19 protein-coding genes and 1 tRNA gene are annotated in these 24613 nt (G+C 60.9%); 4 read left to right on the top strand and 16 right to left on the bottom strand.

Going from position 1 to position 24613, the window contains the following annotated elements:
* Window positions 1-149 precede the first annotated feature (149 nt).
* From DXB86_RS08075 to DXB86_RS08045, 7 genes are all read right to left on the bottom strand, one after another.
* Window positions 150-225: transfer RNA gene (locus DXB86_RS08075), tRNA-Arg, on the bottom strand.
* Between the two features lie 114 nt (window positions 226-339).
* Window positions 340-738 carry a DUF956 family protein gene (locus DXB86_RS08070; protein ID WP_117736764.1) on the bottom strand — a complete coding sequence of 133 codons (399 nt, stop codon included), beginning with the start codon at window positions 736-738 and terminating at the stop codon, window positions 340-342.
* Between the two features lie 120 nt (window positions 739-858).
* The gene (locus tag DXB86_RS08065; RefSeq protein ID WP_117564942.1) at window positions 859-1779 is read right to left on the bottom strand and encodes a PTS system mannose/fructose/sorbose family transporter subunit IID; all 921 of its coding nucleotides are present in this window, start codon (window positions 1777-1779) and stop codon (window positions 859-861) included.
* Between the two features lie 16 nt (window positions 1780-1795).
* Window positions 1796-2614 carry a PTS mannose/fructose/sorbose transporter subunit IIC gene (locus DXB86_RS08060; protein WP_089573274.1) on the bottom strand — a complete coding sequence of 273 codons (819 nt, stop codon included), beginning with the start codon at window positions 2612-2614 and terminating at the stop codon, window positions 1796-1798.
* Between the two features lie 18 nt (window positions 2615-2632).
* Window positions 2633-3622, bottom strand: coding sequence for a PTS sugar transporter subunit IIB (locus DXB86_RS08055; protein ID WP_117736763.1), 990 nt, complete (start codon window positions 3620-3622; stop codon window positions 2633-2635).
* Between the two features lie 377 nt (window positions 3623-3999).
* Entirely contained in the window at window positions 4000-4428 is a 429-nt protein-coding gene (locus tag DXB86_RS08050; RefSeq protein ID WP_117736762.1) for a hydrogenase maturation nickel metallochaperone HypA, read from the bottom strand.
* A gap of 96 nt (window positions 4429-4524) precedes the next feature.
* Window positions 4525-7302: an FAD-dependent oxidoreductase gene (locus tag DXB86_RS08045; RefSeq protein WP_199411024.1), complete on the bottom strand. Its 2778-nt coding sequence runs from the start codon at window positions 7300-7302 to the stop codon at window positions 4525-4527.
* 187 nt (window positions 7303-7489) lie between these two features.
* Between DXB86_RS08045 and DXB86_RS08040 the strand changes: the two genes are divergently transcribed.
* The 3 genes from DXB86_RS08040 (at window position 7490) to DXB86_RS08030 (ending at window position 10937) form a co-directional block, all read left to right on the top strand.
* Window positions 7490-8152, top strand: a complete 663-nt coding sequence (locus DXB86_RS08040; RefSeq protein WP_117736761.1) for a TetR/AcrR family transcriptional regulator — start codon at window positions 7490-7492, stop codon at window positions 8150-8152.
* A 63-nt stretch (window positions 8153-8215) separates the two neighbouring features.
* Window positions 8216-9223: a DUF5692 family protein gene (locus tag DXB86_RS08035; RefSeq protein ID WP_117736760.1), complete on the top strand. Its 1008-nt coding sequence runs from the start codon at window positions 8216-8218 to the stop codon at window positions 9221-9223.
* 232 nt (window positions 9224-9455) lie between these two features.
* Complete coding sequence (locus DXB86_RS08030; protein WP_117736759.1) at window positions 9456-10937, top strand: hypothetical protein; 1482 nt, start codon at window positions 9456-9458, stop codon at window positions 10935-10937.
* Between the two features lie 44 nt (window positions 10938-10981).
* On the opposite strand, the gene DXB86_RS08025 is transcribed toward DXB86_RS08030, so the two are convergent.
* From DXB86_RS08025 to DXB86_RS08010, 4 genes are all read right to left on the bottom strand, one after another.
* Window positions 10982-12334: an ATP-binding protein gene (locus tag DXB86_RS08025; protein ID WP_117736758.1), complete on the bottom strand. Its 1353-nt coding sequence runs from the start codon at window positions 12332-12334 to the stop codon at window positions 10982-10984.
* Window positions 12335-12541: 207 nt separating this feature from the next.
* On the bottom strand, window positions 12542-12736 hold the full coding sequence (locus DXB86_RS08020) for a hypothetical protein (protein ID WP_233502698.1): 195 nt from the start codon (window positions 12734-12736) through the stop codon (window positions 12542-12544).
* 134 nt (window positions 12737-12870) lie between these two features.
* Complete coding sequence (gene clpB, locus DXB86_RS08015) at window positions 12871-15498, bottom strand: ATP-dependent chaperone ClpB (protein ID WP_117736757.1); 2628 nt, start codon at window positions 15496-15498, stop codon at window positions 12871-12873.
* Between the two features lie 286 nt (window positions 15499-15784).
* A complete protein-coding gene (locus DXB86_RS08010; RefSeq protein ID WP_147329350.1) occupies window positions 15785-16456 on the bottom strand; it encodes a hypothetical protein in 672 nt (223 codons plus the stop codon).
* Window positions 16457-16690: 234 nt separating this feature from the next.
* Between DXB86_RS08010 and DXB86_RS08005 the strand changes: the two genes are divergently transcribed.
* Window positions 16691-17359 (top strand): hypothetical protein, encoded by a 669-nt coding sequence (locus DXB86_RS08005; protein WP_117736756.1) that lies wholly within the window; start codon window positions 16691-16693, stop codon window positions 17357-17359.
* Between the two features lie 272 nt (window positions 17360-17631).
* On the opposite strand, the gene DXB86_RS08000 is transcribed toward DXB86_RS08005, so the two are convergent.
* The 5 genes from DXB86_RS08000 to dnaK all read right to left on the bottom strand — a co-directional run bounded on the left by DXB86_RS08000 (window position 17632) and on the right by dnaK (window position 24533).
* Window positions 17632-19932 carry a hydratase gene (locus DXB86_RS08000; protein ID WP_117736755.1) on the bottom strand — a complete coding sequence of 767 codons (2301 nt, stop codon included), beginning with the start codon at window positions 19930-19932 and terminating at the stop codon, window positions 17632-17634.
* A 301-nt stretch (window positions 19933-20233) separates the two neighbouring features.
* Entirely contained in the window at window positions 20234-20650 is a 417-nt protein-coding gene (locus DXB86_RS07995) for a heat shock protein transcriptional repressor HspR (RefSeq protein ID WP_006235210.1), read from the bottom strand.
* A 72-nt stretch (window positions 20651-20722) separates the two neighbouring features.
* Window positions 20723-21688: a DnaJ C-terminal domain-containing protein gene (locus DXB86_RS07990; protein ID WP_035136622.1), complete on the bottom strand. Its 966-nt coding sequence runs from the start codon at window positions 21686-21688 to the stop codon at window positions 20723-20725.
* Window positions 21689-21795: 107 nt separating this feature from the next.
* On the bottom strand, window positions 21796-22638 hold the full coding sequence (locus DXB86_RS07985; protein ID WP_117736754.1) for a nucleotide exchange factor GrpE: 843 nt from the start codon (window positions 22636-22638) through the stop codon (window positions 21796-21798).
* A gap of 2 nt (window positions 22639-22640) precedes the next feature.
* Window positions 22641-24533: a molecular chaperone DnaK gene (gene dnaK, locus DXB86_RS07980; RefSeq protein ID WP_117564548.1), complete on the bottom strand. Its 1893-nt coding sequence runs from the start codon at window positions 24531-24533 to the stop codon at window positions 22641-22643.
* Window positions 24534-24613 lie beyond the last annotated feature (80 nt).

Here is a 24613-nt window from a genome sequence, read left to right as displayed (position 1 = left end):
GGTGGTACCGGGCTCGATCAATCTCTGGTGCCCCCGGGCGAATTCAACCCCCCCCGCGGGAAATTGGTGACGCGGGTGTCGACGGTCCGAATCCTGCCCTTAGACCAGAAGAGCCCGGCACCGTAGCGGTACCGGGCTCGATATTCCTCTGGTGCCCCCGGGCGGATTCGAACCGTCGACACCCGCTTTAGGAGAGCGGTGCTCTATCCCCTGAGCTACGGAGGCATGTTGTACTAGTGTAGCAGATTTGCGCCACTACCATGCAGCGCATAGCCACTCTTCGAGATAGTCGTCTGCGACGTTCTTTAATGACTAGTCGTTTAAGAACGTCCCAGGCGACTAGTCGCCTTTATGGAAGAGGCTTTTGATGACGGAGGGGATGCTCTTGGCGCCCTTGGCCGTCACATCGATAAAGTCGGGCGAACGAACGAGCTTGTCCTCGTCAATGTACTTACGCACCGCGCGAAGCGTTTCCTTGTCATTGCGCGTCGAAAACGTAAAGTGGCCATTCTCTTTGGTAAAGATGGCAAAACGCGTAATCTTCTTGGTGCCGCGCAAAACCTCGGCGGCAATATAGTCGACCTCGTCCCACGGGATTTGGATATAATCCTCGGGATTACGCTCGTTATAGTACTCAAACGCCTTATTGCCCACCATCACGTTACCGTGACTGGTAAGCCCCATCAGGCAGGTTGCCGGCGTTGCCAGATCGACCGTGCTGTTCTGAGATTGCGCCATACGCGCCTCGCCCTCCAATAAAAACAATCGGACCGCATCCAGTGTACCCACCGGGTGCGGTCCGTTTCAATGGCTCAAAAGCCCTTGCCTAGCAACTCTCGGTCTTAAGCCGAAGCGTGCTTACATGAAGCCGCAGACGCGACCGATGATGCCGACGGCGAAGAGAGCCAGGATGATGACGATCGGGCTGACCTTCTTCTTGAGGAGCTTGCAGACCAGAAGGGTCAGGCACACGGCGGCAAGGCCGGGGATGAGCTGATCGAGGTTGGCCTGAAGCGTGGTGACCTTCACCGGGTCGAGTGCGTTGGCACCGACAGAGCTGTACATCGTCAATGCCTGCTTGATGCCCTCAGAACCGGCGGGCAGGTTGGCCCAGTCGATATAGGCGCCAGCGGACTGCGTGACCTTGGAGACGACCGGGGTGAAGGAGATGGACACCCAGCGCTCGACCAGGGCGCCGATGATGAACATACCCAGGATGGAAGCACCCTCGGTGACCTTGCCCATCAGACCGCCGGAGAGGTCCTTGGCGATGGAGGAGCCGACCTTGTAGCCAAACTCCTGCGTGTACCACAGGAAGGCGTAACGGATGATGTTCCACGCGAAGAAGAACAGCAGCGGACCGGCGATGCTGCCGGACAGGGCCAGGGAAGCGCCCAGTGCGCCCAGAATCGGGCGAAGGGTGAACCAGAAGGCGGGGTCGCCGACGCCGGCGAGCGGGCCCATCATACCGACCTTGACGCCCTGAATGGCGACGTCGTCAATCGGAGCACCGTTGGCGCGCTCCTCCTCGAGGGCGAGGGTAACGCCAATGACGGGGGCGGAAACATAGGGGTGGGTGTTATAGAACTCCAGGTGGCGCTTAAGAGCGGCAATCTGGTCATCCTTGCTGGTGTAGAGCTTCTTGATCGCAGGGATCATTGCGAAGCACCAGCCGCCGTTCTGCATACGCTCGTAGTTCCACGAGCCCTGAAGGAACTGATGACGGAAGCAAACCTTCTTACGGTCAGCCTTGGTGAGCTGAATCTTGTTCTCTGCCATATGTATCACTCCCCTCCTACTCGTAATCGTTCAGAATGTCGCCGAGCGGGTCACCGGAGCCACCGCCCATGCCGCCACCCTGCTTGGCCAGATCCTTAAGGCCAAGGTAGATGAGGGCAAGGGAGATGCCGATGAGGCCAAGGGCGATCAGCGTGAGCTGAGGGATGGCAGCAAGGACAAAGCCGAGGATGAAGAACGGCCAGGTCTCCTTGGTGGCCATCATGTTGATGACCATGGCGTAACCGACGGAAGCGACCATGCCGCCGCCGACAGCCATGCCGCCGGACAGCCAATCGGGCATAGCGTTAAGCGCGTTGGTAACGGCCTCGGCCGGGATGATGCACAGAAGTACTGCCGGGATGGCGATACGAACACCCTGCATGAGGATGCCGGCGTACTGCCAACGCTCGATGCCGGCGAAGTCGCCCTTCTCGGCGCAGGCGTCCATGCCGTGAACCATAGCGGTAGCCAGGGTACGGCAGATCATGGTCAGGAACAGGCCAGCGACCGACAGCGGGACGGCGACGGCGATGGCGGCGGTAACGGCCTTGGCCGAATCGGTGGCGCCACCGTTAAGGGCGAGCACCATGATGATGGAAGATGCGACCGAGGCCAGAGCGGCGTCAGGCGCGACGGCGGCGCCGACGTTAGCCCAGCCAAGGGCCATCATCTGGAGCGAACCGCCCAGGAGGATGCCCTCCTGAAGGTGACCGGTTACGAGACCGATAAGCGTGCATGCCACGAGCGGCTGATGGAACTGGAACTCATCCAGAATGCCTTCCATACCGGCAAGCAACGCGACAATCGCAACGAGCAGAATAGTGATTGCAGACATGTATCGGACCCTCCTTTACTATGCTTGAGCGGCCAGTTCGGCCTTAGCTTTCTTCAACATGGCGTCGAGATCCTCGGAGGCATCCGAAGGAACCTTGCGGACCTCGAACTTGACGCCCTTGGCCTTGAGAGCCTCGATGGTCTTGACATCGTCATCGCCCATAGCGACAGCGTTGGTGACGACGACCTTGCCCTTGGAGTGGGCCATGGAACCGATGTTGGCTTCCTTGATGTCGACGCCGGCCTCGATGGCCCTGAGCAGATCCTGCGGGTTCTCGAACAGCAGCATGGCCTTGGTGTCACCAAAGCGCGTGTCCTTGACGACCTCGGCCATCTTCTTGATGGGCACGACGTTGGCGTGGACTCCCGGAGGGGCAGCCTGCTCGATCATGGTCTTGCGGAGCTCGTCGTGAGCAACGCCGTCGGAGACCACGATGATGCGGTTGGGGTTGATCTGCTTGGTCCACGTGGTGGCCACCTGACCATGCAGCAGACGCGTGTCGATACGGACGTGGGCGATCTTGATGTGCCCGTCGCCGATCACCGTTCCCGGAGGAATGGCACCCGCAGGAGCAGCGGCGGCCGCAGCCGGCTTCTTCTCCTCGGGCTCCAGAGACTCGGGCTTGACGCGCACGCCGGCCTTAGCCTCAGTCACGAGATGTTTTGCGATCGCATGTGCAGTGTTCTTTGCGTCAAAGCGCTGCGAATATGCCTCGATGAGCATAGGCAGGTTGACACCGGTGACGATAGCCCAGGAATCATGGCCCTCGATGAGACCGCTGATCTGGTTGAAGGGCGTGCCGCCCCACAGATCAACGAGGAAGAGCACCTGCTCCTGGTCCTCGAAGGAAGCGACTGCTTCCTCGACCTTGGCTCGGAAGTCGTCGGGGCCCATGCTCGGCTCGAGCGAGACCACGGCTACAGACGGCTGATCGCCAAAGACCATCGAGCCCGTCTGCTTGATTCCAGCCGCCAAGTCACCATGGCTAGCAAGAACAATACTTACCATCACATAACCTCCTTTTTGTCTACGTAATTCCTACACGACAATAAAGGAGTATACCTGTTCGCCTTGTGGATTTATAGCTAAATTCGCAAACGGTTGCATTATTTGTTTAAACGTCTAAGTTTGTTACAAATTGATTACGTTGCTGATTTACAGCTCATTGCCTACTAAAACGTGATTTCCCAATTACTTTCACAGATATATACAGACACTCTGTTCATTAACGCCGCTTTTAGGTTAATCCCAATGCGCCTGCGTGCCGCTATTTTGTTTAAACAGACATAACTTGACTAATTGTATAACTTATGCTCTAGCGCAAGTAGTCGTTGGGGACGTTCTTAAACGACTAGTCAAACAAGAACGTCCCCAACGACTAGGGGCTAGACGATGTGGAGAGGGTTAGCGGCGTCGACGGCGTCGGGGGCGTCAGAAGGGCCGCCGGGGGCAGCGTCTGCCGGATCCTCGTCGGGGGTCTCAATCTGCTTGATCATGACCTCTTGGCCCTGGAGCAAATAGGTATCGCCACTGCCGCAATGGGGGCAGGTCTTGCCGTGCTCGACTGTCGCATAGTCGCGGCCGCACGCCTCACAATGCGTCACGGCCTCGACGGGCTCCACGATAAGCTCCGCGCCCTGCGTGATGGACTTTTTATCTGCCGCCCAGCGCCAAGCGTCGAGCAGCAAGTCGGGAACGACGCCCGAGACCTCGCCCAGCAGCAGCGTGACGCTCGAAACGCGACGCACGCCATTGGCGCGCGCCACGTTCTCAACATCGCGAATAATGTGATAAACGATTCCCAATTCATGCAAGGTAGAAACCTTTCAACAACGGTTGATGCGATGCAAACTCAAAGCAAGGGGACGGCGAAATCTAGTCTGCGCCGTCCCCTTACCCGCCATGGTTACCTATTTACGACCGAACTTGATTTTGATTGCACGCTTTAAAGCATACTTGCCAAGGCTCGGGAGCTTTTGCTCGTATTTGACCATCGTGGAGCACTCGGGGCGATCGCGATCCAGATGGATGGCATCGAACGCGCACTTGGTGGTGCACAGGCCGCAGCCGATGCACTTGTTGGGGTCGACGATTGAGGCACCGCAGCCAAGGCAACGGGCGGTCTCGGCGCGCACCTGCTCTTCGGTAAAGGTCTCGACGTACTCGCTGAAGGGCGCGGCCTTCTCGCGCTCGTGGTCCACGTGGGCAACCTCGCGGCTCGCGTTGTCGTAGCTCTCGATCACGACATCGTCGCGGTCAAGCGCGGTGTAGCGGCGCTGGTTGCGGCCGATGGTGAGCGTGGACCCCGGCTGCACAAAGCGATGGATGGACACGGCGGCCTCGTGACCGGCGGCGATGGCATCGATGGCAAAGCTCGGACCGGTATAGACGTCGCCGCCCACAAAGATGTCGGGTTCGGCGGTCTGGTAGGTCTGGGGATCGGCAAGGGCGCCCTGACCACGGCCAAGCTCCACCTTGGAGCCAGCCAGCAGGTCGCCCCACACGATGGACTGGCCGATGGACATGACCACGCGGTCGGCATCGACGCGGCGCAGGTCGTTCTCGTCGTACTCGGGCGCAAAACGGCCCTCGTCATCGTAGACGCGCGTGCAGCGCTTAAAGGTGATGCCGCACACACGGCCGGCCTCGTCCAGATGGACCTCCTTGGGGCCCCAACCGCAACTGATGTGTGCGCCGTCCTCGATGGCCTCGCGACGCTCTTCCTCGCTGGCGGGCATCTGCGCCTCGCTCTCCAGGCAGAACATCTCAACGTGCTCGGAACCCAGACGGCAGGCGTTGCGGGCAACGTCGATGGCCACGTTGCCGCCGCCCACCACGATGGTGCGGCCGGGCAGCGCATCGATCTTGCCGCTGTTGACCTCGCGCAAAAAGTCGACGGCCACGGTCACGTCCTCGGCGTCCTCGCCCGGAATACCGGCAAGGCGGCCGCCCTGGCAGCCTATAGCCACGTAGAAGGCCTTAAAGCCCTGCGCGCGCAACTCGTCGAGCGTCACGTCGCGACCGACCTCCACGCCATAGCGGAACTCGGCACCCATCAGGCGAATGACCTCGACCTCGGCCTCGATAACGTCCTTCTGCAGCTTAAAGCTAGGAATGCCATAGGTGAGCATGCCGCCCGGGCGCTCGTTTTTCTCGAACACGACGGGCTTGTAGCCCTTCTCGGCCAGGTAGAAAGCGCAGGACAGGCCGGCCGGACCGGCACCGATGATAGCGATCTTCTGGTCGAAGCCGCCGGCACGCGTCGGGGTCACCACAGGTGGGACATAGCGGGTCGCGGCATCCAGATCGCGCTGGGCGATGAACTTCTTGACCTCGTCGATAGCCACGGCGGCGTCCACACGACCGCGGGTGCAGGCATCCTCACAGCGGCGGTTGCACACACGGCCGCAGATAGCGGGCAGCGGGTTCTCGCGCTTGATGAGCGCGAGCGCCTCGTCATAGCGACCCTGCGCCGCGAGCTTCAAATAGCCCTGAACGGCAACGTGCGCGGGGCAGGCCGTCTTGCAGGGAGCGGTGCCGGACTCATGCGTCTCGATGCGGTTGTCGTTGCGGTAGTTGGGCGACCACTTGGTGTGGTCCCACTTGGTGGCATCGGGCAGCTCCTGGCGCGGATACTCGGGCACCTGTCCGCCGGCCTTTTTGCTGCAGAGCTTCTGGCCGAGCTTGGCTGCACCAGCCGGGCACACCTCAACGCAGCGACCGCAGGCCACGCACTTGTCCTTCTCGACCTTGGCGACATAGGCCGAGCGCGACAGGTTGGGTGTGTTGAACAGCTGCGAGGTGCGCAGGGCGTAGCACACGTTGACGTTGCAGTTGCAGATGGCGAAGATCTTGTTCTCGCCGTCGATGTTGGTGATCTGGTGCACAAAGCCGTTGTCCTCGGCCTGGCGCAGGATGTCGTAGACCTCCTCGCGGGTCACGTAATGACCGCGGTCGGTCTCGACCACGTAGTCGGCCATATCGCCCACGGCGATGCACCAATCGGCCGGGTCGTCGGCGCAGCCCTCTCCCATCACGCGACGGCTCGCGCGGCAGCTGCAGGTGCTGGCGGCATATTTACCCTCGTATTTGTCGAGCCAATGCTCGATATGCTCGATCGGCACCGACGTGCTCGCAGCATCGATGGCCTTCTCGACCGGAATGACATGCATGCCGATGCCGGCACCACCGGGCGGCACCATCGGCGTGGCCTTGGACAGCGGTCCCTTGGACGCCTGCTCAAAGAACTTGGCATAGACCGGGTGTTCCTCGAGCTGGCTCACGCGCATGTTGAGGAACTCGGCAGAGCCCGGCACCAGCATGGGCAGCACCCACTGCTTGGCGCGCTCGGGGTTTTCCCAGTTGTACTCGAGCAGGCCCGTGTAGCTCATGTCGTCGAGCATCTTCTCGATATCGGCCTCGGGCATGCCGGTGAGCTTGACCATCTCGGGCAGCGTATAGGGACGGCGCATCTTCATCTTGCAGAGCACTTCGGCCTGCTCGTCGGTTGCGGCCTCGGCAAACGACCAGTACTCGTAGCCCAGCAGCTCGTCGCGATGCAGCAGACGGTTGGTGCAGTGCTCGCACAGCTTGACGATTGCCTCGCGCGGATGCTCCGGCAGCGGCGGCACGAACTCCGAACCGATGTCGGGCTCGGTGTAGCTAATCCCCGGTCCGTTGAGAATCATGGTTGTCCCTTCTCTTGCCGCAGCCTGGCAGGCACGCAGCGCCCCTCTTTTTACGGGCTCGACATGCCCCCACGCCGTTCACCCGTTATTGTTGACATTGTGTCAAAAACAGTATTGACGAACCGTCAACAATATTCAAGACTGTTAGGTGAACGGTCGGGCTCAAACGGACGAAAGGCGGCAAAACATGGGCAACAACACAGCAGATACCTCTGTGGTCGATGCCGTCCCCGCATCCGATAGTGCGGCAAAGCGCCTGACGGGCGACGAACGCCGTCGCGAGATCCTCGATGCCGTGCGCACCGTAAGCTCCGAGCTGGGCGTGTCCCACCTATCGGTATCGGCCGTGACCAAGCGAGCCGGCTGCACGCGTTCATTGTTCTACCACTACTTTGCCGATATGGACGCCGCCGTCACCGCCGTTATGGACGAGGCGATCGACGGCTTTATCGCCGAGCTCGAGCAGTGGAACGCCAGCCGCACGGTTGGTGACATCGAAGGCGCACTCGACACCGTCGCTCCGCTCTTTAAGCGCCTGGTCGTGAGCGGCCACGAGTTGCCGAGCACGCTTACCTCGAGCAGCGGCGCGCTCTACGGCGGCTTTCTGCACAACGTGGTCCAGCGCGTGGCGCAATACATTTGCGACACCACCGTGGTGGACTTTGTCGCCCATCATGACCTGCGCATCGACCATGTCTATGAGACGTTCTACACCCTCATCATGGGACTGTTGATGTATATCCGCACGCACCCCGATGTGCCCGACGAGACGGTCAAGGAAATCATCGCCTCGACGCTCCACATCGAGGGCTACACCGCCAAGTATCCCGAGCGCAAGCCCCAGAACTGACGACATTTTGCCAAACTGCCCGCGATCGGAAGAGGGGCCGCGGGCGCGTGAAAGGAGAGCAGCATGCTGTTCGATGTTTGGGGTAGCAATACCCTTATCCACTGGGTCGGCTGGGCCATGGTCTTTATCGGCCTGATCGTGCTCAACGAGGTCGGCCGCCGCACCAAGCTGGGCGCGGCAATCATCTTTGGCGTGGCTCCGCTGGCCATGACCATCTACTGCGTCGCCATCGCCATCGGCGTTTCGCAGGGCGCCGAGTGGGCGCTCACCAACCCCACCCATGTGTACCAGAACAGCTGGTTCCACTACGCCAAGGTCTACGCGGCGTTGGCCGGTTGCTGGGGCTTCATCGCCATTAAGTATCAGTGGGGCAAAATCGGCAAGGCACACTGGTTCCGCGCGTGGCCGTTTGTGATCGTCGCCATCAACATCATGATCGCCGTCGTGTCCGACTTTGAGAGCGCCTATCACTTCTTTGTCCTGGGCCAGTCCACTTGGGTCACCTCCGAAGGTGCTACGCAACTTGCCGGCTGGAACAACGTGTTCAACGGCATCGCCGGTATCATCAACATCTTCTGCATGACCGGTTGGTGGAGCGTCTACGCCTCCGAGGACAAGACCGACATGCTGTGGCCCGACATGACCTGGGTCTACATCATCGCCTACGATATCTGGAACTTCTGCTACACCTACAACTGCCTGCCCACCCACTCCTGGTTCTGCGGCTTTGCGCTGCTGCTGGCGCCCACCGTCGCCGCCTTTATCTGGAACAAGGGCGGCTGGATTCAGAACCGCGCCTTTACGCTGGCCATTTGGTGCATGTTTGCCCAGGTGTTCCCGTTCTTCCAGGAGGAGTCCATCTTTGTGACCCACTCCACGCTCGACCCCGTCGCCGCCACCGCGGTCTCGATCGCCGCGCTGATCGCCAACATCGCCGCGATCATCTACATCGCCTACCGCGCCAAGAAGCTCGGCCGCAATCCCTACAAGCAGGATGTCTTTGAGGGCACCAGCGATTGGGAGAAGGCTACCGCTCGCCGCGCCAAGGTGGATTACGCACACGCCGAGTAACATGCCCGGCGCAAACGCCGCTTGAATGTGAAGCAGCATAGCCGGCTCCGCGCAACTCAACGCATTGCAGAGCCCCCGGAATGTGATTCGTCCGCGTTCCGGGGGCCTTTTGCTGCCGCGAGGATGCGGCCGAACGATGCGCTCAGGTTAAATCGGATCTTATATTTCGTATGCGCTTTATATGGCTCCATTTTTGGGTACAGTGTTGAGCCGATATTGCATTGGGGGATATATGAGCGATGAGACGTATGGCCGCGAGGATGCGGCCCAGGATGCGGAAGCATGTGCCGAAGCCCTGGAGAGCCTTGACCGGATCGCGCTAGACGAGCTCTCGTTTAGCGATTCGGTCGTCGACGCGCAAGACGAGGTGCACGAAGACACTGAGGACGAAGGCGGCGACGCCAAAGACGCTCCTGACGAAGCCGAAGAGGACGATAGCGAGGCCGACGACCAGCCCGAATCCGACACGGGCGAGGAAACCGTCTTGCTCGACAGCTTACCGGCCGAAGATTCGCTGACTCGCGAGCTTCCTGGCCTGGGTTCCGCACCAGCCGTGGATGAGACCATCGCCATGGGCGATATTCCCCTGCCGTCCGTTCCCTCGGCACACGAAGCCGAGGTCCGCCATCGCAAGATGTCGCCCAAGCGCCGCAATCTGATGGTCGCCGGTGTCGTGGCCGTCGCGCTCGTCGCCGGCGGTGCAGGCTATGCTGCCTGGAACGGATATCAGCAAGAGCAGGCTGCCGCTGTCGCCGCCAATGCCCACACAATGATGTCGGTGCAGATTGGCGTGCATGCCGCGGGCCTCGACTGTTCCGCCGGCTCCAAGATTCCCGTACAAGTGAGTGGCCAGGATTCTGACGGATCCTCCGTGAGCGAAACACTCTATGTTGACGAGCACGGCCGTGGCATCAAACTGCTACCCGGTGACTACACACTCTCCATCGCTGCCTCCCCCATCGCGTCCGACGGCACCGTCTATACCGTGCCGACCACCAAGGCGCAGGTCACGATCAAGAGCGACGGACAGGACCTAAGCAGCCAGGCCGCCTTTAAGCTCAAGGTGCCTTCGGCCGACACGGTAACCGACGACCAGATCGATGCCGCCGCCAAATATGCCGAGGAGGGAGGCGCGAGCTCCGCCGCCACCGCCAAGGTGCTCCAGCAGGCGGCAACCGCGCGGCGCGACGCCGCCGTCAATGCCGTGAGCGCGCAAAAGGCACAGGCAGCCCGCGATGCTGACGCTCGCCACAAGGCAACCGACCTCTACCAGCTCGATATCCCCGTCGAGTGGTACGGCAAGGTCGAGACTTGGCAAAATGGCAGCACGCTATGCATCTATCTTGCCGGCGACAGCGATACGCCGATTGTGACGCTCGTCGCGGTGCGCGAGGGCGAGAGCTTTACGCCCGATGAGGGCGATACGGTTTTGGGTGCGGCCAATCTAGGCAACGGTTATACCGTCTACGCCAGCGGCCCCGTCTATCCGTACGTGGTGCCCCAGACCATCAACGGACGGACGCAGAATCCCGTGTCAACCTACCCCATGGACACGGCCATTGAGCTTGTCGAGCTCACGACCGGTAACCGCTACACCTATAGCCAGATCAAGAACGTACTGGTCGGCAAAGACGGCAAGGCAGACGCCGCGACCAAACTCGAGACCGACTACCTCGCCCAGATTCTCCTGCCGAGCATCAAGGCCCAGGACTAGCGGACCATGACACCTGAGTCCTGGCCTCGCAAATCCATAGACGATTAGGAAAGGAGCCACTTCCATGCGGGCACAGCATGTACCACGCCGTGTTTGCATGGAATATCGGCCTGCTCATCCATGGTAACGATTACCGACTCGCCAAGATCAAACTGGGCCATCGCGGCATCGAGCGCGGCAATTTCGCGCTCGCGCGTTTTCTCGCTTGTCATATCCACACTTACCTGAATCAGGCCGTAAGCCTGCATGAGCAGTGCATCCCCAGCCACAAAGTCCACCTCATGGCTTTTATTCTTATCTTTAATCAGCAGGCGGCAAACCGAACCGGGCCGCACGGCGGGGGTCCTTCTTCTGAGCGCATTGAACACCGCGGTCTCGAGCCTCTGACCATGATCCAATGCCGATGCGGGGGAGAACGCTCCGAACATCGCAGGATCGACGGCGTAGACCTTAGACGCAGACCGCGTATTATTTGCAAGCGAACGCGTGAACTCCGGCACCGAAAACAGCAGGTAGGCGTCCTCGTAATACTCAAGTAAGTCGCTGAGCGTATTTCGACTGACGGATATCTGTCTGCTCTTGAACTCGTTGTACACTTTGTTCACTGACAGCTCTCGTCCCGAAGATGCCATGCACCGCGCCAGAAACAGCGAGGCCAAACGGGGGTTCTTGACGTCGTAACGTTCAACGACGTCCATGGCGACCGTTCGCGACGCATATTCCTGTAGCAGCTGAATCGCGTCTGCGGGCGTCTGCTCAAGTGTCGCGATGAATCCCCCTCGCTCGAGATATCCGACCAGATGGTGTCGGAGCAACGCTGCAGCGCTTGAGGAGAAGGGCGCGTTCGACTCAGGAACGCCCCCCGTCTTATATCGGACGTATTCCGAAAAACTCAACGGAAAAAGCTCTCGCACAAGAGAACGGCCCCTGAACTCGCTCTCAAGTTCTGAGGACAGCATCTTAGAAGAAGATCCCGTCACGTAAACGGTCGCCTTCTCCGTATCGACCACGCGTCGCAGAAACGCACCCCATTCGGGTATTTCCTGGATCTCGTCAAAGAAAAGGTAGGCGCCCTCGCCTCGAGCAGCAGGATATAGTGCATAGAATGTATCGAGCACGTCCGCTAGTAGCGATGGCTCATACGGACGCAAGCGCTCATCCTCAAAATTGAAATATAGCATCCGGTCAAGCTCGACGCCTTGGCCCTGAAGCCGCCGCATCTCCTGATACAGGCGATACGTCTTTCCACAACGACGGGCGCCCACAATCACATATACGATGTTGTCGCGCTTTGGCTCCTGCGGGTTGCCCAGATCAAGGTCGCGCTCAAAGACCTGCGGAATCCCCTGTTGCTCAAAGTCCTTTATTTTTTGAGCCACCAAGTCGTTGAATGCCATAATTCTCCAATCTTGCTCTCCTGCTAATCAAGATTATAACGATTCTTGATTAGCAGGAGAGCAAGATTATGCGTATCTTGATTAATGGATAAGCAAGTTTTCTATTAGTGGCCCCTCCCGGAGGATATCGAGCGGCCGAGGGGGCAGGCATGAACGCCTCTAGCCGAAAACAAAGTAGCTAAAAAAGCCCCGTCCCAAATGAGCTACTTAACGCCAGGGGTCGGCTTCGAAGAGGGGTTCGCGCTCGGGGCGACGATCGCTATAAGGATCGTAGCCGTCGTCATCCTCGTTCTCGGCACGGATATAGGGGTCGCGCGGCTTGGGCACAGGCTTGGGTGCAGGCTTGGGCGCGGCCGGCGCGGCGTTGGCGACCGGCGCATTCGTCTTGTTCTTGTCTATCATCTGCATATCTCCTTGCCATGCAATCGTGTTCAACATTATCGATTGTCGCACGAAAAAGGGCGGCGGACCCAATTGGATCCGCCGCCCTTGGCGTTTAGAGACGGCTGGCAGATTTTAAGGCATGTCCCATAAATCTACTCGGCGTCGGGGACCTCGTAGGTAGCAGACGGCGTGTTGTCGCACACGACGGTAAAGCCGCCGTCCTTGTCGACATCGACCGTCACCTGATCGCCCTCGCGCACCGTACCGTCGATGATAGCGGCGGCAATGGCATCCACGACCTCGCGCTGCACGAGACGCTTGAGCGGACGGGCACCAAAGACCGGGTCCAGGCCGCCCACGGCGAGCATCTGCTTGGCCGCCGGGGTGATGGCCAGCGTCATGCGCTCCTTGGCCAGACGCGCGCGGACGTCGGCGAGCTGGATGTCGACGATCTTCTCGATCTGCGCCATGCCGAGCGGATGGAACACCACGATATCGTCGATACGGTTGAGGAACTCGGGGCGGAAGGTTTGAGCCATGGCCCCGTCAACCTGATGGCGCATCTCCTCCTCGTCCTTGCCGGACAGATCGGCGATAGCCTTGGAGCCCACGTTGGACGTCATGATGATAATCGTGTTCTTGAAGGACACTTGGCGACCCTGACCGTCGGTCAAACGGCCGTCGTCGAGCACCTGCAGCAGCACGTTAAAGACATCCGGATGAGCCTTCTCCATCTCGTCGAGCAAGATCACGGAGTAGGGACGACGGCGCACGGCCTCGGTGAGCTGGCCGCCCTCGTCATAGCCCACGTATCCCGGGGGCGCACCGATCAGACGCTGGACGCTGAACTTCTCCATATACTCGGACATGTCGATACGCACGAGCGCGCGCTCGTCATCGAACAGGCACTCGGCCAGCGCCTTGGCGAGCTCGGTCTTGCCTACGCCGGTGGGGCCCAGGAAGAAGAAGCTGCCGATGGGCTTGTCTGGGTCGGAGAGACCCGCACGGCTGCGACGCACGGCCGCGGCTACAGCGGAGACGGCCTCGTCCTGACCGATAACGCGCTTATGCAGCTCGCCCTCCAAGCCCTTCAACTTGTCGAGCTCGCCCTGCATCATCTTGGACACGGGCACACCGGTCCAGGCGCTCACGACCTCGGCGATCTCGTCGGAGGTCACCTGTTCGTTGAGGCCCTCGCCGTCCTGCTGCTTTTGCGCCTCGAGCGCAGCCTCGGAATCCTGAATCTGCTGCTGCAGACCCGGGATCACAGAATAGCGAAGCTCGGACGCACGGCCCAGATCGCCGTTGCGCGTCGCGCGCTCCTCTTCGCTCTTGGCCGCGTCAAGCTGGCCCTTAAGCTCCTGCACGTGGTCGATGGCGTTCTTTTGGTTGAGCCAGCCGGCCTTTTGCACGTTGAGCTTTTCCTGGACTTCGGCAATCTCTTGGCGCAGAGCCTCCAAACGCTCCTTAGAGGCGTCGTCGGTCTCTTTCATGAGCGCCTGTTCCTCGATCTGCAGCTGGGTGAGCTGACGCGTGGTGGCGTCGATCTCGACCGGCATGCTGTCGAGTTCCATGCGCAGGCGGCTCGCGGCCTCATCGACCAGGTCGATAGCCTTGTCGGGCAGGAAGCGGTCGGCGATGTAGCGGTCGGAGAGGTCGGCGGCAGCCACGAGCGCGCTATCGGTGATGTGTACGCCGTGGAAGATCTCGTACTTCTCCTTCAGGCCACGCAGGATTGAAATGGTGTCCTCGACGGTAGGCTCGCTGACCATCACGGTCTGGAAACGACGGGCGAGCGCCGCGTCCTTCTCGATGTACTTGCGGTACTCGTCGAGCGTGGTCGCGCCGATCGCGTGCAGGTCGCCACGAGCGAGCGCCGGTTTGAGGATGTTGCCGGCGTCCATGGAGCCCTCGGTGGCACCCGCGCCCACGATGGTATGGAGCTCATCGATGAACAGGATGACCTTGCCTTCGGATTTTTGCACTTCCTTGAGCACGGCCTTCAAGCGGTCCTCGAACTCGCCGCGGTACTTGGCGCCGGCGACCAGCGCGCTCATGTCGAGCTCGATGAGGTCGCGGTCGCGCAGGGTGCTCGGTACGTCGCCGGCCACGATTCGCTGAGCAATGCCCTCGACGATGGCCGTCTTGCCGACGCCCGGCTCGCCGATAAGCACGGGGTTGTTCTTGGTGCGGCGGGACAGAACCTGAATAGTACGACGGATCTCGTCGGTACGGCCGATGACCGGGTCGAGCTTGCCGGCGCGAGCCAGATCGCAGATGTTGCGACCGTACTGCTCCAACGCCTCAAACTGCGTCTTGTCCTCGGCAGACGTCACGCGGTCATCGCCGCGCAGTTCCTCGTAGACTTGCTCGATGCGCTCCTTGGTCACGCCGGCGTCACGCAGCACGCGACCCGCCTCACCCTTGTCCTCGGCAAGTGCCATCAGCAGATGCTCGGTCACCACAAAGCTGTCGCCCATCTTGGTGGCCTTTTTCTCGGCCTTCTCGATCACGCGAACGAGCTCGTTGGACAGGCCCATCTGCTGACCCTCGCCCGACACCTTGGGCGCATGGTCGATGGCATCTTGTGTGGAGCGTGCAAGCTGGGCCGGGTCGGCGCCGATGCGCTCGATGATCACGGAGATATTGCGCTCGCCGGCACCAAGCAGGGCAGACAGCAGGTGAATCGGCTCCACCGCGCCGGCCTGCGCGTCGGCAGCCGTGCTCATGGCGGTCTGCAGCGCCTCGCGCGACGTCATTGCTAGCTTATCGATTCTCATGGAATCACCTCTCTTGGGGCGGCCGCCCTACGGGGCGGCTTCACGTTGTTCGAGAAGTATTGTTGCCAGCTTTACGCGATCTTATACACAAATCTAAGTCTCTATATATAAGGTTTTCTGAGTGAATTACGGATAGGGTACTGAGATGTCAGCCCGCCGCTGCCCAGGCGCGCTACCGTCTCGATCTGTAACATCTAGCAGCCATTTTTGATCCTAGATGTTACAGATCGAGACAGACCGAAAACCACCACAAAGAGGACAGGCACCTTTGTGGTGGTCGCGGTTTCTACTCCTTCGCCGAACCCGTACTTCCCGATTCGACGGTCCAGGGCATCTCATCCTCGAACAGCCATGTACGGGCAGACCCACTATCGCGTGCAGTCTGCGGGTCAGGCAAGCAGGTCTGTTTATAGGCATCTTGGATACACTGACCCATAAAATCGTTGAGCTCGGTCTGGTCGCCCTCCATGACATAGGCGACATCGCCGTCCATGATGTAGATGCCCGGACCCTCATTGCCCTCGTAGCCCGGATCGTACGAGACATCACATAACTTTGCGCCGTTTGCAGTGTCCAGCTCGATGGAAGAGTGGCATCCGCCAACCATGTCGTTCGCTTTTGCCCGATAGGACGCATATCCGTACCAACGCTTAAATGTTTTGCCCTTGAGTAGCTCGGACGCCCTATCGATCAGGCTTGTATCCGTGGTATAGCGCATGGCCCCAAGCTGAATACGCGGATAATTGCTAATACCCAGCACAGCCGGCTGCTCATCAAAATCAACGGTAATGGTCTCGGGCTTGTCGTCGCCGGTCAGAAGTTCGACAGATTGAGTCACAGGCTTGACCACCGGCTCCGTCACCGCAGCAGGTAGAAATGCCATACCGACAGCGCCCGCGCCAACCACAGCGATCGCAAGCGCCAAGACAATCAATCCAATACGGGCAGAACGGCTCACGGCAAAACACCCCACAACGCAAACCTTCGCTACCTGCACTAATGATATCGCCAGCCAGCATTATTACCAAAAGAAGCCGCGCGCTCCTCACCACCACAAAGGGGACAGGCACCTTTGTGGTGGTTTTCGACGCTAACGGTCGACCATCTCGCGCCATGAGATTAAACTTGAATTGTTCTCTGAACATATCCATTTCTGCCTATCCTCAACAGATCTTTGTCTCGAGGAGCGCATATGAAGCCGTCTCATTCCACCGGTCGCAACGTCATCGCCATTCTCGCCATACCCATCGTGATGCTCTTCCTTATCGTCGCCACGCCCTTTTCCCTTGGCATCGCCTCGCCCTTCGATTTATGCGGAATGGTCGACGCCGGCTCGCGTGCCACCTCGCTCTCCTTTATCTGTCGCGGCGTGTTCTACGAAGATGGAATTCCCACCGGAATTTGGCGGTCAATGTTACCGCTGCTCGGAACGATTGACGGATGCTTCCCCCATTTCAGCCTTGAACCTCAGACGATGAATTATTTGATCGACGACCAGCCACTCGACTCCATCACCCTCGCTTACGACTATGCTCCAAACACCGATGAGCGTCACATGAACCAAGTCCTCGACAAACTGCTTGAACAGTGCGGGCTCACCGATGAGGTCGGCCGAACCGTCGACAGCGACCAGAAATTAAAGCGAACAGAACTCCGCCGCATTGGAAAAATCAGAGAGCGAGGCGGAGCTGCCTACTGGCAGGCCTGGGCGATACGCGACAAGGGCGAATTCGGACACAGCACCTATACGGTCACTGTCTACACCAAAGACGGAATTAAGGACAATGTTGACGATTTCGCGTCATCCAAACTCGGCATCCCCAAAACAATCAAACCCGTCAACCCGGATGAAATCCTGTAGGGACATTTATTGAACTGTCCCTCAACGAGCGCGGCAATATCGAGCTCGCCCCACCACCACAAAGGCGCCTGTCCCCTTTGTGGCGGTTTTCGACAAAAAGAAGCCGCCCCAATAAAAAGGGGCGGCATCAAGCAGGTCCATTTATTAGCGTCCCTCAAGACCCAACGAGAACGCAGAAATGTAGCCCGGGGCTTACCCTTTCCCGAACGCGACCCTCGCGAAGCGCGTGAGCGAGCGGGAAAGGGTAAGCCCCGGGCGGACAATTAAGTGCGTTACTCGGCAGCGGCCTTGAACTTGTTGTAGTTGATCAGGCAGCCGGCCTTGACGATGGCACGCTCCTCTGCCGTCATATCGGCAATGTAGAGCTCAATCTGCTCGACCGCACCATCGGCGCGCACCACGTAGGCGGCGATGTCCTTCAGGTCGCCATCGAGCGCGGCACGGATACCCGGCACAAAGACGTAATCGCCCACCTCAAAGTTGGGCTCGGCCTCCATCTGGAAGGGCACCATGCCCCAGTTCATCACGTTGGAGCGATAGCGCTTGGTGGCGTACTCGTGGACGATGTTGGCCAGGCCGCCAATTACGCGCTGGCAGCTCGCGGCCTGCTCGCGGGCGCTGCCGTCGCCAGGCTTCTTGGCGTAAATCATGGAACCGAACTCGGTCGCCTTGGCATCGGCCGCGACACCCGCGCCGGCCAGCGCCTCAAACACACCGGCAAGCTCGGCATCGAACGCCGCCAGGTCGCCCGCGGACTCGCCGGCAACGCGACGCTTCTCCACAGCGTCGACCTCCTTGGAGCGACCCACGTAGGCCGGGTCGCGGCGGCTCAGCGTAAACTCAGCCAGGCCCAGCGGGTTGGAGCGGAAGGAGCTCGTCTCGCCCGAGGGAATGAGCTCGTCGGTCGTGGTGACCGGGTCCATGATCTTGGAGCAAACCTTGAGCAGGATGTCGTCGCCGAGCGGCTCCATCGCGGGCCACGGCTTGATGTTGGGGCCTTCGACCAGCTCGTCGGCAGGCTCCGCCTTGCCAAAGCCCCAGTACACGCGCTTCTTGTACGGCGCGTCGTCAAAGGTGTACTCGCAGGCCTCGTCCCAAGTGTCCTCGGGCAGGTCGGTCGCCGGCGTCAGGACGCCGCCGTTGGCAGCCGTTGCCGCAATGGAGCGGGCGTCCATCAGGGCCACGGCGCTCAGCTGGCCATTACCCGGCTTGGAACCCTCGCGGTTGGGGAAGTTGCGCGTGGTGTGACGGATCGAAAGGCCGTTGTTGGCGGGCGTGTCGCCGGCGCCGAAGCACGGGCCGCAGAATGCCGTGCGCACGATTGCGCCGGCCTCCATGAGGTCGTAGATGTAGCCGCGGCGTGTAAGTTCGAGCGCCACGGGCTGGCTCGTGGGATAGACCGACAGCGAGAACTCGCCGCAGCCGGTATTGGCGCCCTTGAGCACGCGGGCAGCCTGGACCACGGAGTCATAGTTGCCGCCCGAGCAGCCGGCGATAACGCCCTGCTGCACGTGCAGCTTGCCGTCGACGATCTTGTCGAGCAGGCTAAAGTGCGTCTTGCCCTCGCCGATCTTGGCGGCCTCGAGCTCCACCTCGTGCAGGATGTCCTCGAGGTTCTCGTTGAGCTCGTCGATCTCAAAGCCGTTGGAAGGATGGAACGGCAGTGCGATCATGGGCTTGATGCTCGACAGGTCGACCTCGACGCAACCGTCGTAGTAGGCGACATCGGCGGGCTTGAGCTCGCGATAGTCGTCGCCGCGGCCGTGCATGGTCAAAAACGCGTGCGTGTCCTCGTCGGTGGCCCAGATGCTCGACAGGCAGGTGGTCTCGGTGGTCATGACGTCGACGCCGTTGCGGTAGTCGGTCGTCATGCTCGCGATGCCGGGGCCCACAAACTCCATGACCTTGTTCTTGACGTAGCCCTTGGCAAAGACAGCGTGGATGATGGCGAGCGCCACATCGTGCGGGCCGACGCCGGGGCGCGGGGCACCCGTGAGGTAGATGGCGACGACGCCGGGATAGGCGACGTCGTAGGTGTCGCGCAGCAGTTGCTTTGCCAGCTCGCCACCGCCCTCGCCCACGGCCATAGTGCCCAGAGCGCCGTAGCGGGTGTGCGAGTCGGAACCCAGGATCATCTTGCCGCAGCCCGCGAAGTTCTCACGCATAAAGGAGTGGATAACGGCGATATGCGGCGGAACGAAGATGCCACCGTACTTCTTGGCGGCCGAGAGGCCAAAGACGTGGTCGTCCTCGTTGATGGTGCCGCCCACGGCGCACAGCGAATTATGGCAGTTGGTGAGCACGTAAGGCAGCGGGAACTGCTCCATGCCCGAGGCGCGCGCCGTCTGGATGATGCCGACAAAGGTGATGTCGTGGCTCGCCATGGCGTCGAAGCGAATCTTGAGTGCCTCGGGATCTCCGGACGTATTGTGTGCCTGGAGGATCGAATACGCGATGGTGCCGCGCTTGGCATCCTCGGGCGTCTGCGTAATACCGCGCTCGGCAGCCTCGGCCGCAGGCACAACCTCGCTGCCGCCGCGCAGGTAGATGCCGTCCTCGTACAGCTTGACCATACTGTCTCCCACTCTGCCCAAAACGATTTGGGCGCATAGCATACATTCGTTCAATATCGTGCCATAGAACGGTTGCGAGTGGGTTACGAATCTGCACGTTCACTTTATCTCAGTAAAGCAAAGAACGAGTTGGGTGCCGGGGGCAGACTTAGACGCCGAAATGACGAGAGTGGATAATCTCCCACTTTGAGCCTGCAAACAGGCCAAAAACGGGAGATTATCCACTCTCATTCTGCGGGCACTCATTTAAGTCTGTCCCCAATGAGTGGAGCCGTTACGCCGTTCGGTAGAACGGCGTAACCTACAAGTCCCCGCCGGCGCCCAGCAGCTTGCGCATGACTTGCTCGGGGTTGACTGAGCCGTCGCGCGGGGCCAGGGCGGTGATCTTCTTCTGCATCTTATACTCGTGCAGCTCGTCCTCGAGCTGGCGTACGCGGGCGCGGAGCTTCTCGTTCTCGCGCTCGCGCTCCTCAGCACGCTCCTTCATATCGAGGATGCGCACCACGCCGGCGAGGTTGATGCCCTCATCGGTCAGTTGGTTGATGAGTTCCAGACGCTCGATATCGGCGCGCGAATACAGGCGCGTGTTACCGCCCGAGCGCTGGGGGTTCACCAGGCCCTTGGACTCGTAGACGCGTAGAGTCTGCGGGTGCATGCCGGTCAGCTCGGCCGCCACGCTGATCATGTACAGCGGTTTGTTCCTATTGTCCTCGGCCATGCTACCTGACCCCTTTCCGTCTCGTTATCGTCCATCATAAGCCCGCGGGCGTGGGCGTGCGCCGCGACCGCCCTAGTACGTCGCCTTGTAACGATTGACCTTCTCGCGATAGTCGCGCGTGTCGGCCTCGCGCAGCTTGGTCATGGCATCGCGCTCATCGTCGGACAGGTTCGTGGGAACCTGCACCTTGATCTCGACGAGCAGCGCGCCCGTGCGGCCACGGTGCTTAACATCGGGCGCGCCCATCTCCTTAAAGCGGAACTTCTTGCCCGTCTGGGTACCCGCGGGCACCTTCAGACGAACCGTCGCGCCGCCGGGTGTGGGCACATCCACCGTGCAGCCGAGCGCCGCCTCGTAAACCGAGATCGGTACCTCCATGGTCACATCGGCACCCTTGCGCTTAAACAGCGGGTGCTCCTCCACATGCGTGGTCACGACCAGGTCGCCGCGCTCGCCACCCGCAACGCCATACTCGCCGCGACGCTTGTAGCGTAGCTTGCCGCCGTCGACCGCGCCCGCGGGCACCGAGACCGTAATGGTCTGCTGCTCACCTGTCGAAGGAATGCGATAGGTGACCTTGTGCGTCACGCCGCGAAACGCGTCCTCGGCCGTCACATCGACGGTCAGCGACAGGTCGCCGCCCTTGCGCGCGCGGCTGCGACCCGCGCCGGCACCGGCAGCACCCGCAGCCCCGGCAAAGCCCGAGCCCCAATCGCTACCCCAAGCGCCGTTGCCGCTAAAGATGCTGTCGAAGATGTCGCCCCAGCCGCTGGCGCCCGCGCCGGCACCGTAGCCGCCGCCATACGCGCCGCCCGCGCCCGGCATGCCGCCGAACATGAGCATCTGGTCGTACTCTTTGCGCTTCTTCTCGTCCGAAAGCGTCTCGTAGGCCTCGCTAATCTCCTTAAACTTGGCCTCGTCGCCGCCGGCATCGGGGTGATATTTTTGCGCGAGCTTGCGAAACGCGCTCTTGATCTCTTTGTCGGAGGCGCTCTTGGATACGCCCAGGATGTCATAGAAGGTTTTGCCTGCAGCCATCGTAGCTCCTCTCCTGTTTTATCCGCCGTCCAGCGGACGGCGGCTCATGCTTTCATATGGCACTAGGCCAGAAAGGGCCCCGGGTGTTGCCCCGGGGCCCTTCTCAATTACTCCTCGGTGCTCTCAGCCGTATCAGCCGCAGCATCCTCGGGCGCCGCTTCGGGCTCCGGTGCGGGGCGCTTCTCGCCACCGTAGGTCACCGTCACCATCGCGGAACGCAGGATGCGGTCCGCCATGCGGTAGCCCTTCTGGTACACGTCGTTGACAGTCTCGTCGTACTGCGATGCGTCCTCGACGCGGCCCACAGCCTGGTGCTCGAGCGGATCGAACGCCTCGCCCTTGGGGTCGATGGGCTCAACGCCCTCGTGCGCAAACACATCGAGCAGCTTGGCATGTACCGCGTCAACGCCATCGACGAACTGCTTAAAGTCCTCGGAAAGCTCCTGGCTACGGGCATGGTCGATTGCACGCTCGATATCGTCAACCACCGGCAACAGCGCGGTGACAAGCTTCTCGGTCGCGCGCTCGCGCTCGGCGATACGCTCGTTGGCAGTGCGGCGACGGAAGTTCTCCCAGTCGGCCTGCAGACGGGCGGTACGCTCGGTGGCGTCCTTTGCCTTGTCCTCGGCGGCCTTCTGGGCCTCTGCCGCAGCATCGAGCTCGCTGCGCACGTCGGCAAGCTCCTTTTGGGCCTGCTCGAACTTAAGCTTAAAGTCGTTGTCGGCGGCTTCCTCACCGGCGCGGATAGCGGCTTCCACCATCTCGTCCTCGGTCATCGTCGCCTCCTTGTTGGAATCCTCTACCTGGTTCTCGGCAGCCTCGGCGGCCTCGGCCTCGTTGGCCTCGGTATCGTCGACGGCTTCTACGGGAATCTTCACGTCCTTCTCCTCAGAGTCAACGGGGGCGGCGCCAGCGGCAGCCGCCTCCGTGCGAGCTTTACGGGCGGACATGATTACTTGTCCTCGTCGTCCACAACCTCGTAGTCGGCGTCGACGACGTCATCATCGGCAGGCTGGGCGCCGGCGGCACCGTCGGTCTGCTGCTGAGCGTCGGCGTAGACAACCTGGGCCAGCTCGTAGGCCACGGACTGCAGGGACTCGCCGGCGGCCTTGATAGCCTCGACGTCAGAGCCCTCGAGCGCCTTCTTAGCGTCGGCGATAGCGGCCTCGGCCTTGGACTTCACGTCGGCGGAAACCTTGTCGCCCAGCTCGTTGAGGGTCTGCTCGGTGGAGTAGCACAGGCTGTCGGTCTGGTTGCGGACCTCGACCTCTTCCTTCTGCTTCTTGTCCTCCTCGGCATGAGCCTCGGCGTCCTTGACCATGCGATCGACTTCGTCGTCGGAAAGCGCGGTGGAGCCGGAGATAGTAATCTGCTGCTCCTTGCCGGTGCCCTTGTCCTTAGCGGAGACCTTGACGATGCCGTTGGCGTCGATGTCGAAGGTGACCTCGATCTGCGGCACGCCGCGGCGGGCAGCCGGGATACCGGTCAGCTGGAACTTACCGAGCGACTTGTTGTCGCGGGCAAGCTCGCGCTCGCCCTGGAGCACGTTGATCTCGACGCTGGTCTGGTTGTCGGCAGCGGTGGAGTAGACCTCGGTCTTGGAGGTCGGGATCGTGGTGTTGCGGTCGATCATCTTGGTCATGATGCCGCCCATAGTCTCGACGCCCAGCGACAGCGGGGTAACATCGAGCAGCAGGATGCCCTCGACGTCGCCGGTGAGCACGCCGCCCTGGACGGCAGCGCCGTCGGCAACGACCTCGTCGGGGTTCACGGACATGTTGGGCTGCTTGCCGGTCATGGTCTTGACCAGATCCTGGACGGCGGGCATACGGGTGGAGCCGCCGACGAGGATGACCTCGGTCAGATCGGAGAGCTTGAGCTTAGCGTCGCGCAGGGCGTTGGTGACAGGCTGCTTGCAGCGCTCGAGCAGGTCGCGGGTGATCTTCTCGAACTCGGCGCGGGTCAGCGTGTAGTTGAGGTGCAGCGGGCCAGACTGGTTCATGGTGATGAACGGCAGGTTGATGGTGGACTGCTGGGCTGCGGAGAGCTCCTTCTTGGCGTTCTCGGCGGCCTCCTTCAGACGCTGCAGGGCCATGGGGTCCTGACGCAGGTCGACACCGTTCTCCTGCTGGAACTTATCGGCCATCCAGTCGATGACGCGCTGATCCCAGTCATCGCCGCCCAGGTGGTTGTCGCCCGAGGTGGACAGAACCTCAAACACGCCGTCAGCGAGGTCAAGGATGGAGACGTCGAAGGTGCCGCCGCCCAGGTCGAAGACCAGGATGCGCTGGTCGGTACCCTGCTTGTCCAGGCCATAGGCAAGAGCAGCAGCGGTCGGCTCGTTGACGATACGCTTGACGTTGAGGCCGGCGATCTTACCGGCGTCCTTGGTGGCCTGACGCTGGGCGTCGTTGAAGTAGGCCGGGACGGTGATGACGGCATCGGTGACGGTCTCGCCCAGATACTTCTCGGCGTCGGCCTTCATCTTTGCGAGCGTCATGGCGCTCACCTGCTCGGCGGTGTAGTCCTTGCCCTCGATGTCGACGACGGCACGGCCACCCTGGCCCTCCTTGACCTCATACGGCACGGTCTTGATCTCGGAGGTGCACTCGGAGTACTTGCGGCCCATGAAGCGCTTGATGGAGAACACGGTGTTCTTGGGGTTGGTGACCGCCTGGTTCTTAGCGGCCTTGCCCACGACGCGGTCGCCGTCGGCACGGAAGCCCACGACGGACGGGGTGGTGCGGTCGCCCTCGGCGTTCACGATAATGGTCGGAGAACCGCCCTCGAGGACGGCCATAGCGGAGTTAGTAGTACCAAGGTCGATACCAAGAATCTTACTCATTAGAAATTCCCTCTCTCTTGTGCGTTCGCGCCGCCTCGACGGTCTGTCGCGCGGCGCTTCGGCTTGTCTTTCAGGATGTA

The organism is Collinsella sp. OM06-18AC, assembly GCF_003438785.1.
GTDB lineage: Bacteria > Actinomycetota > Coriobacteriia > Coriobacteriales > Coriobacteriaceae > Collinsella.
Note: the sequence above shows the minus strand (reverse complement) of the source record. Positions and strands in the feature narration are given on the sequence as shown.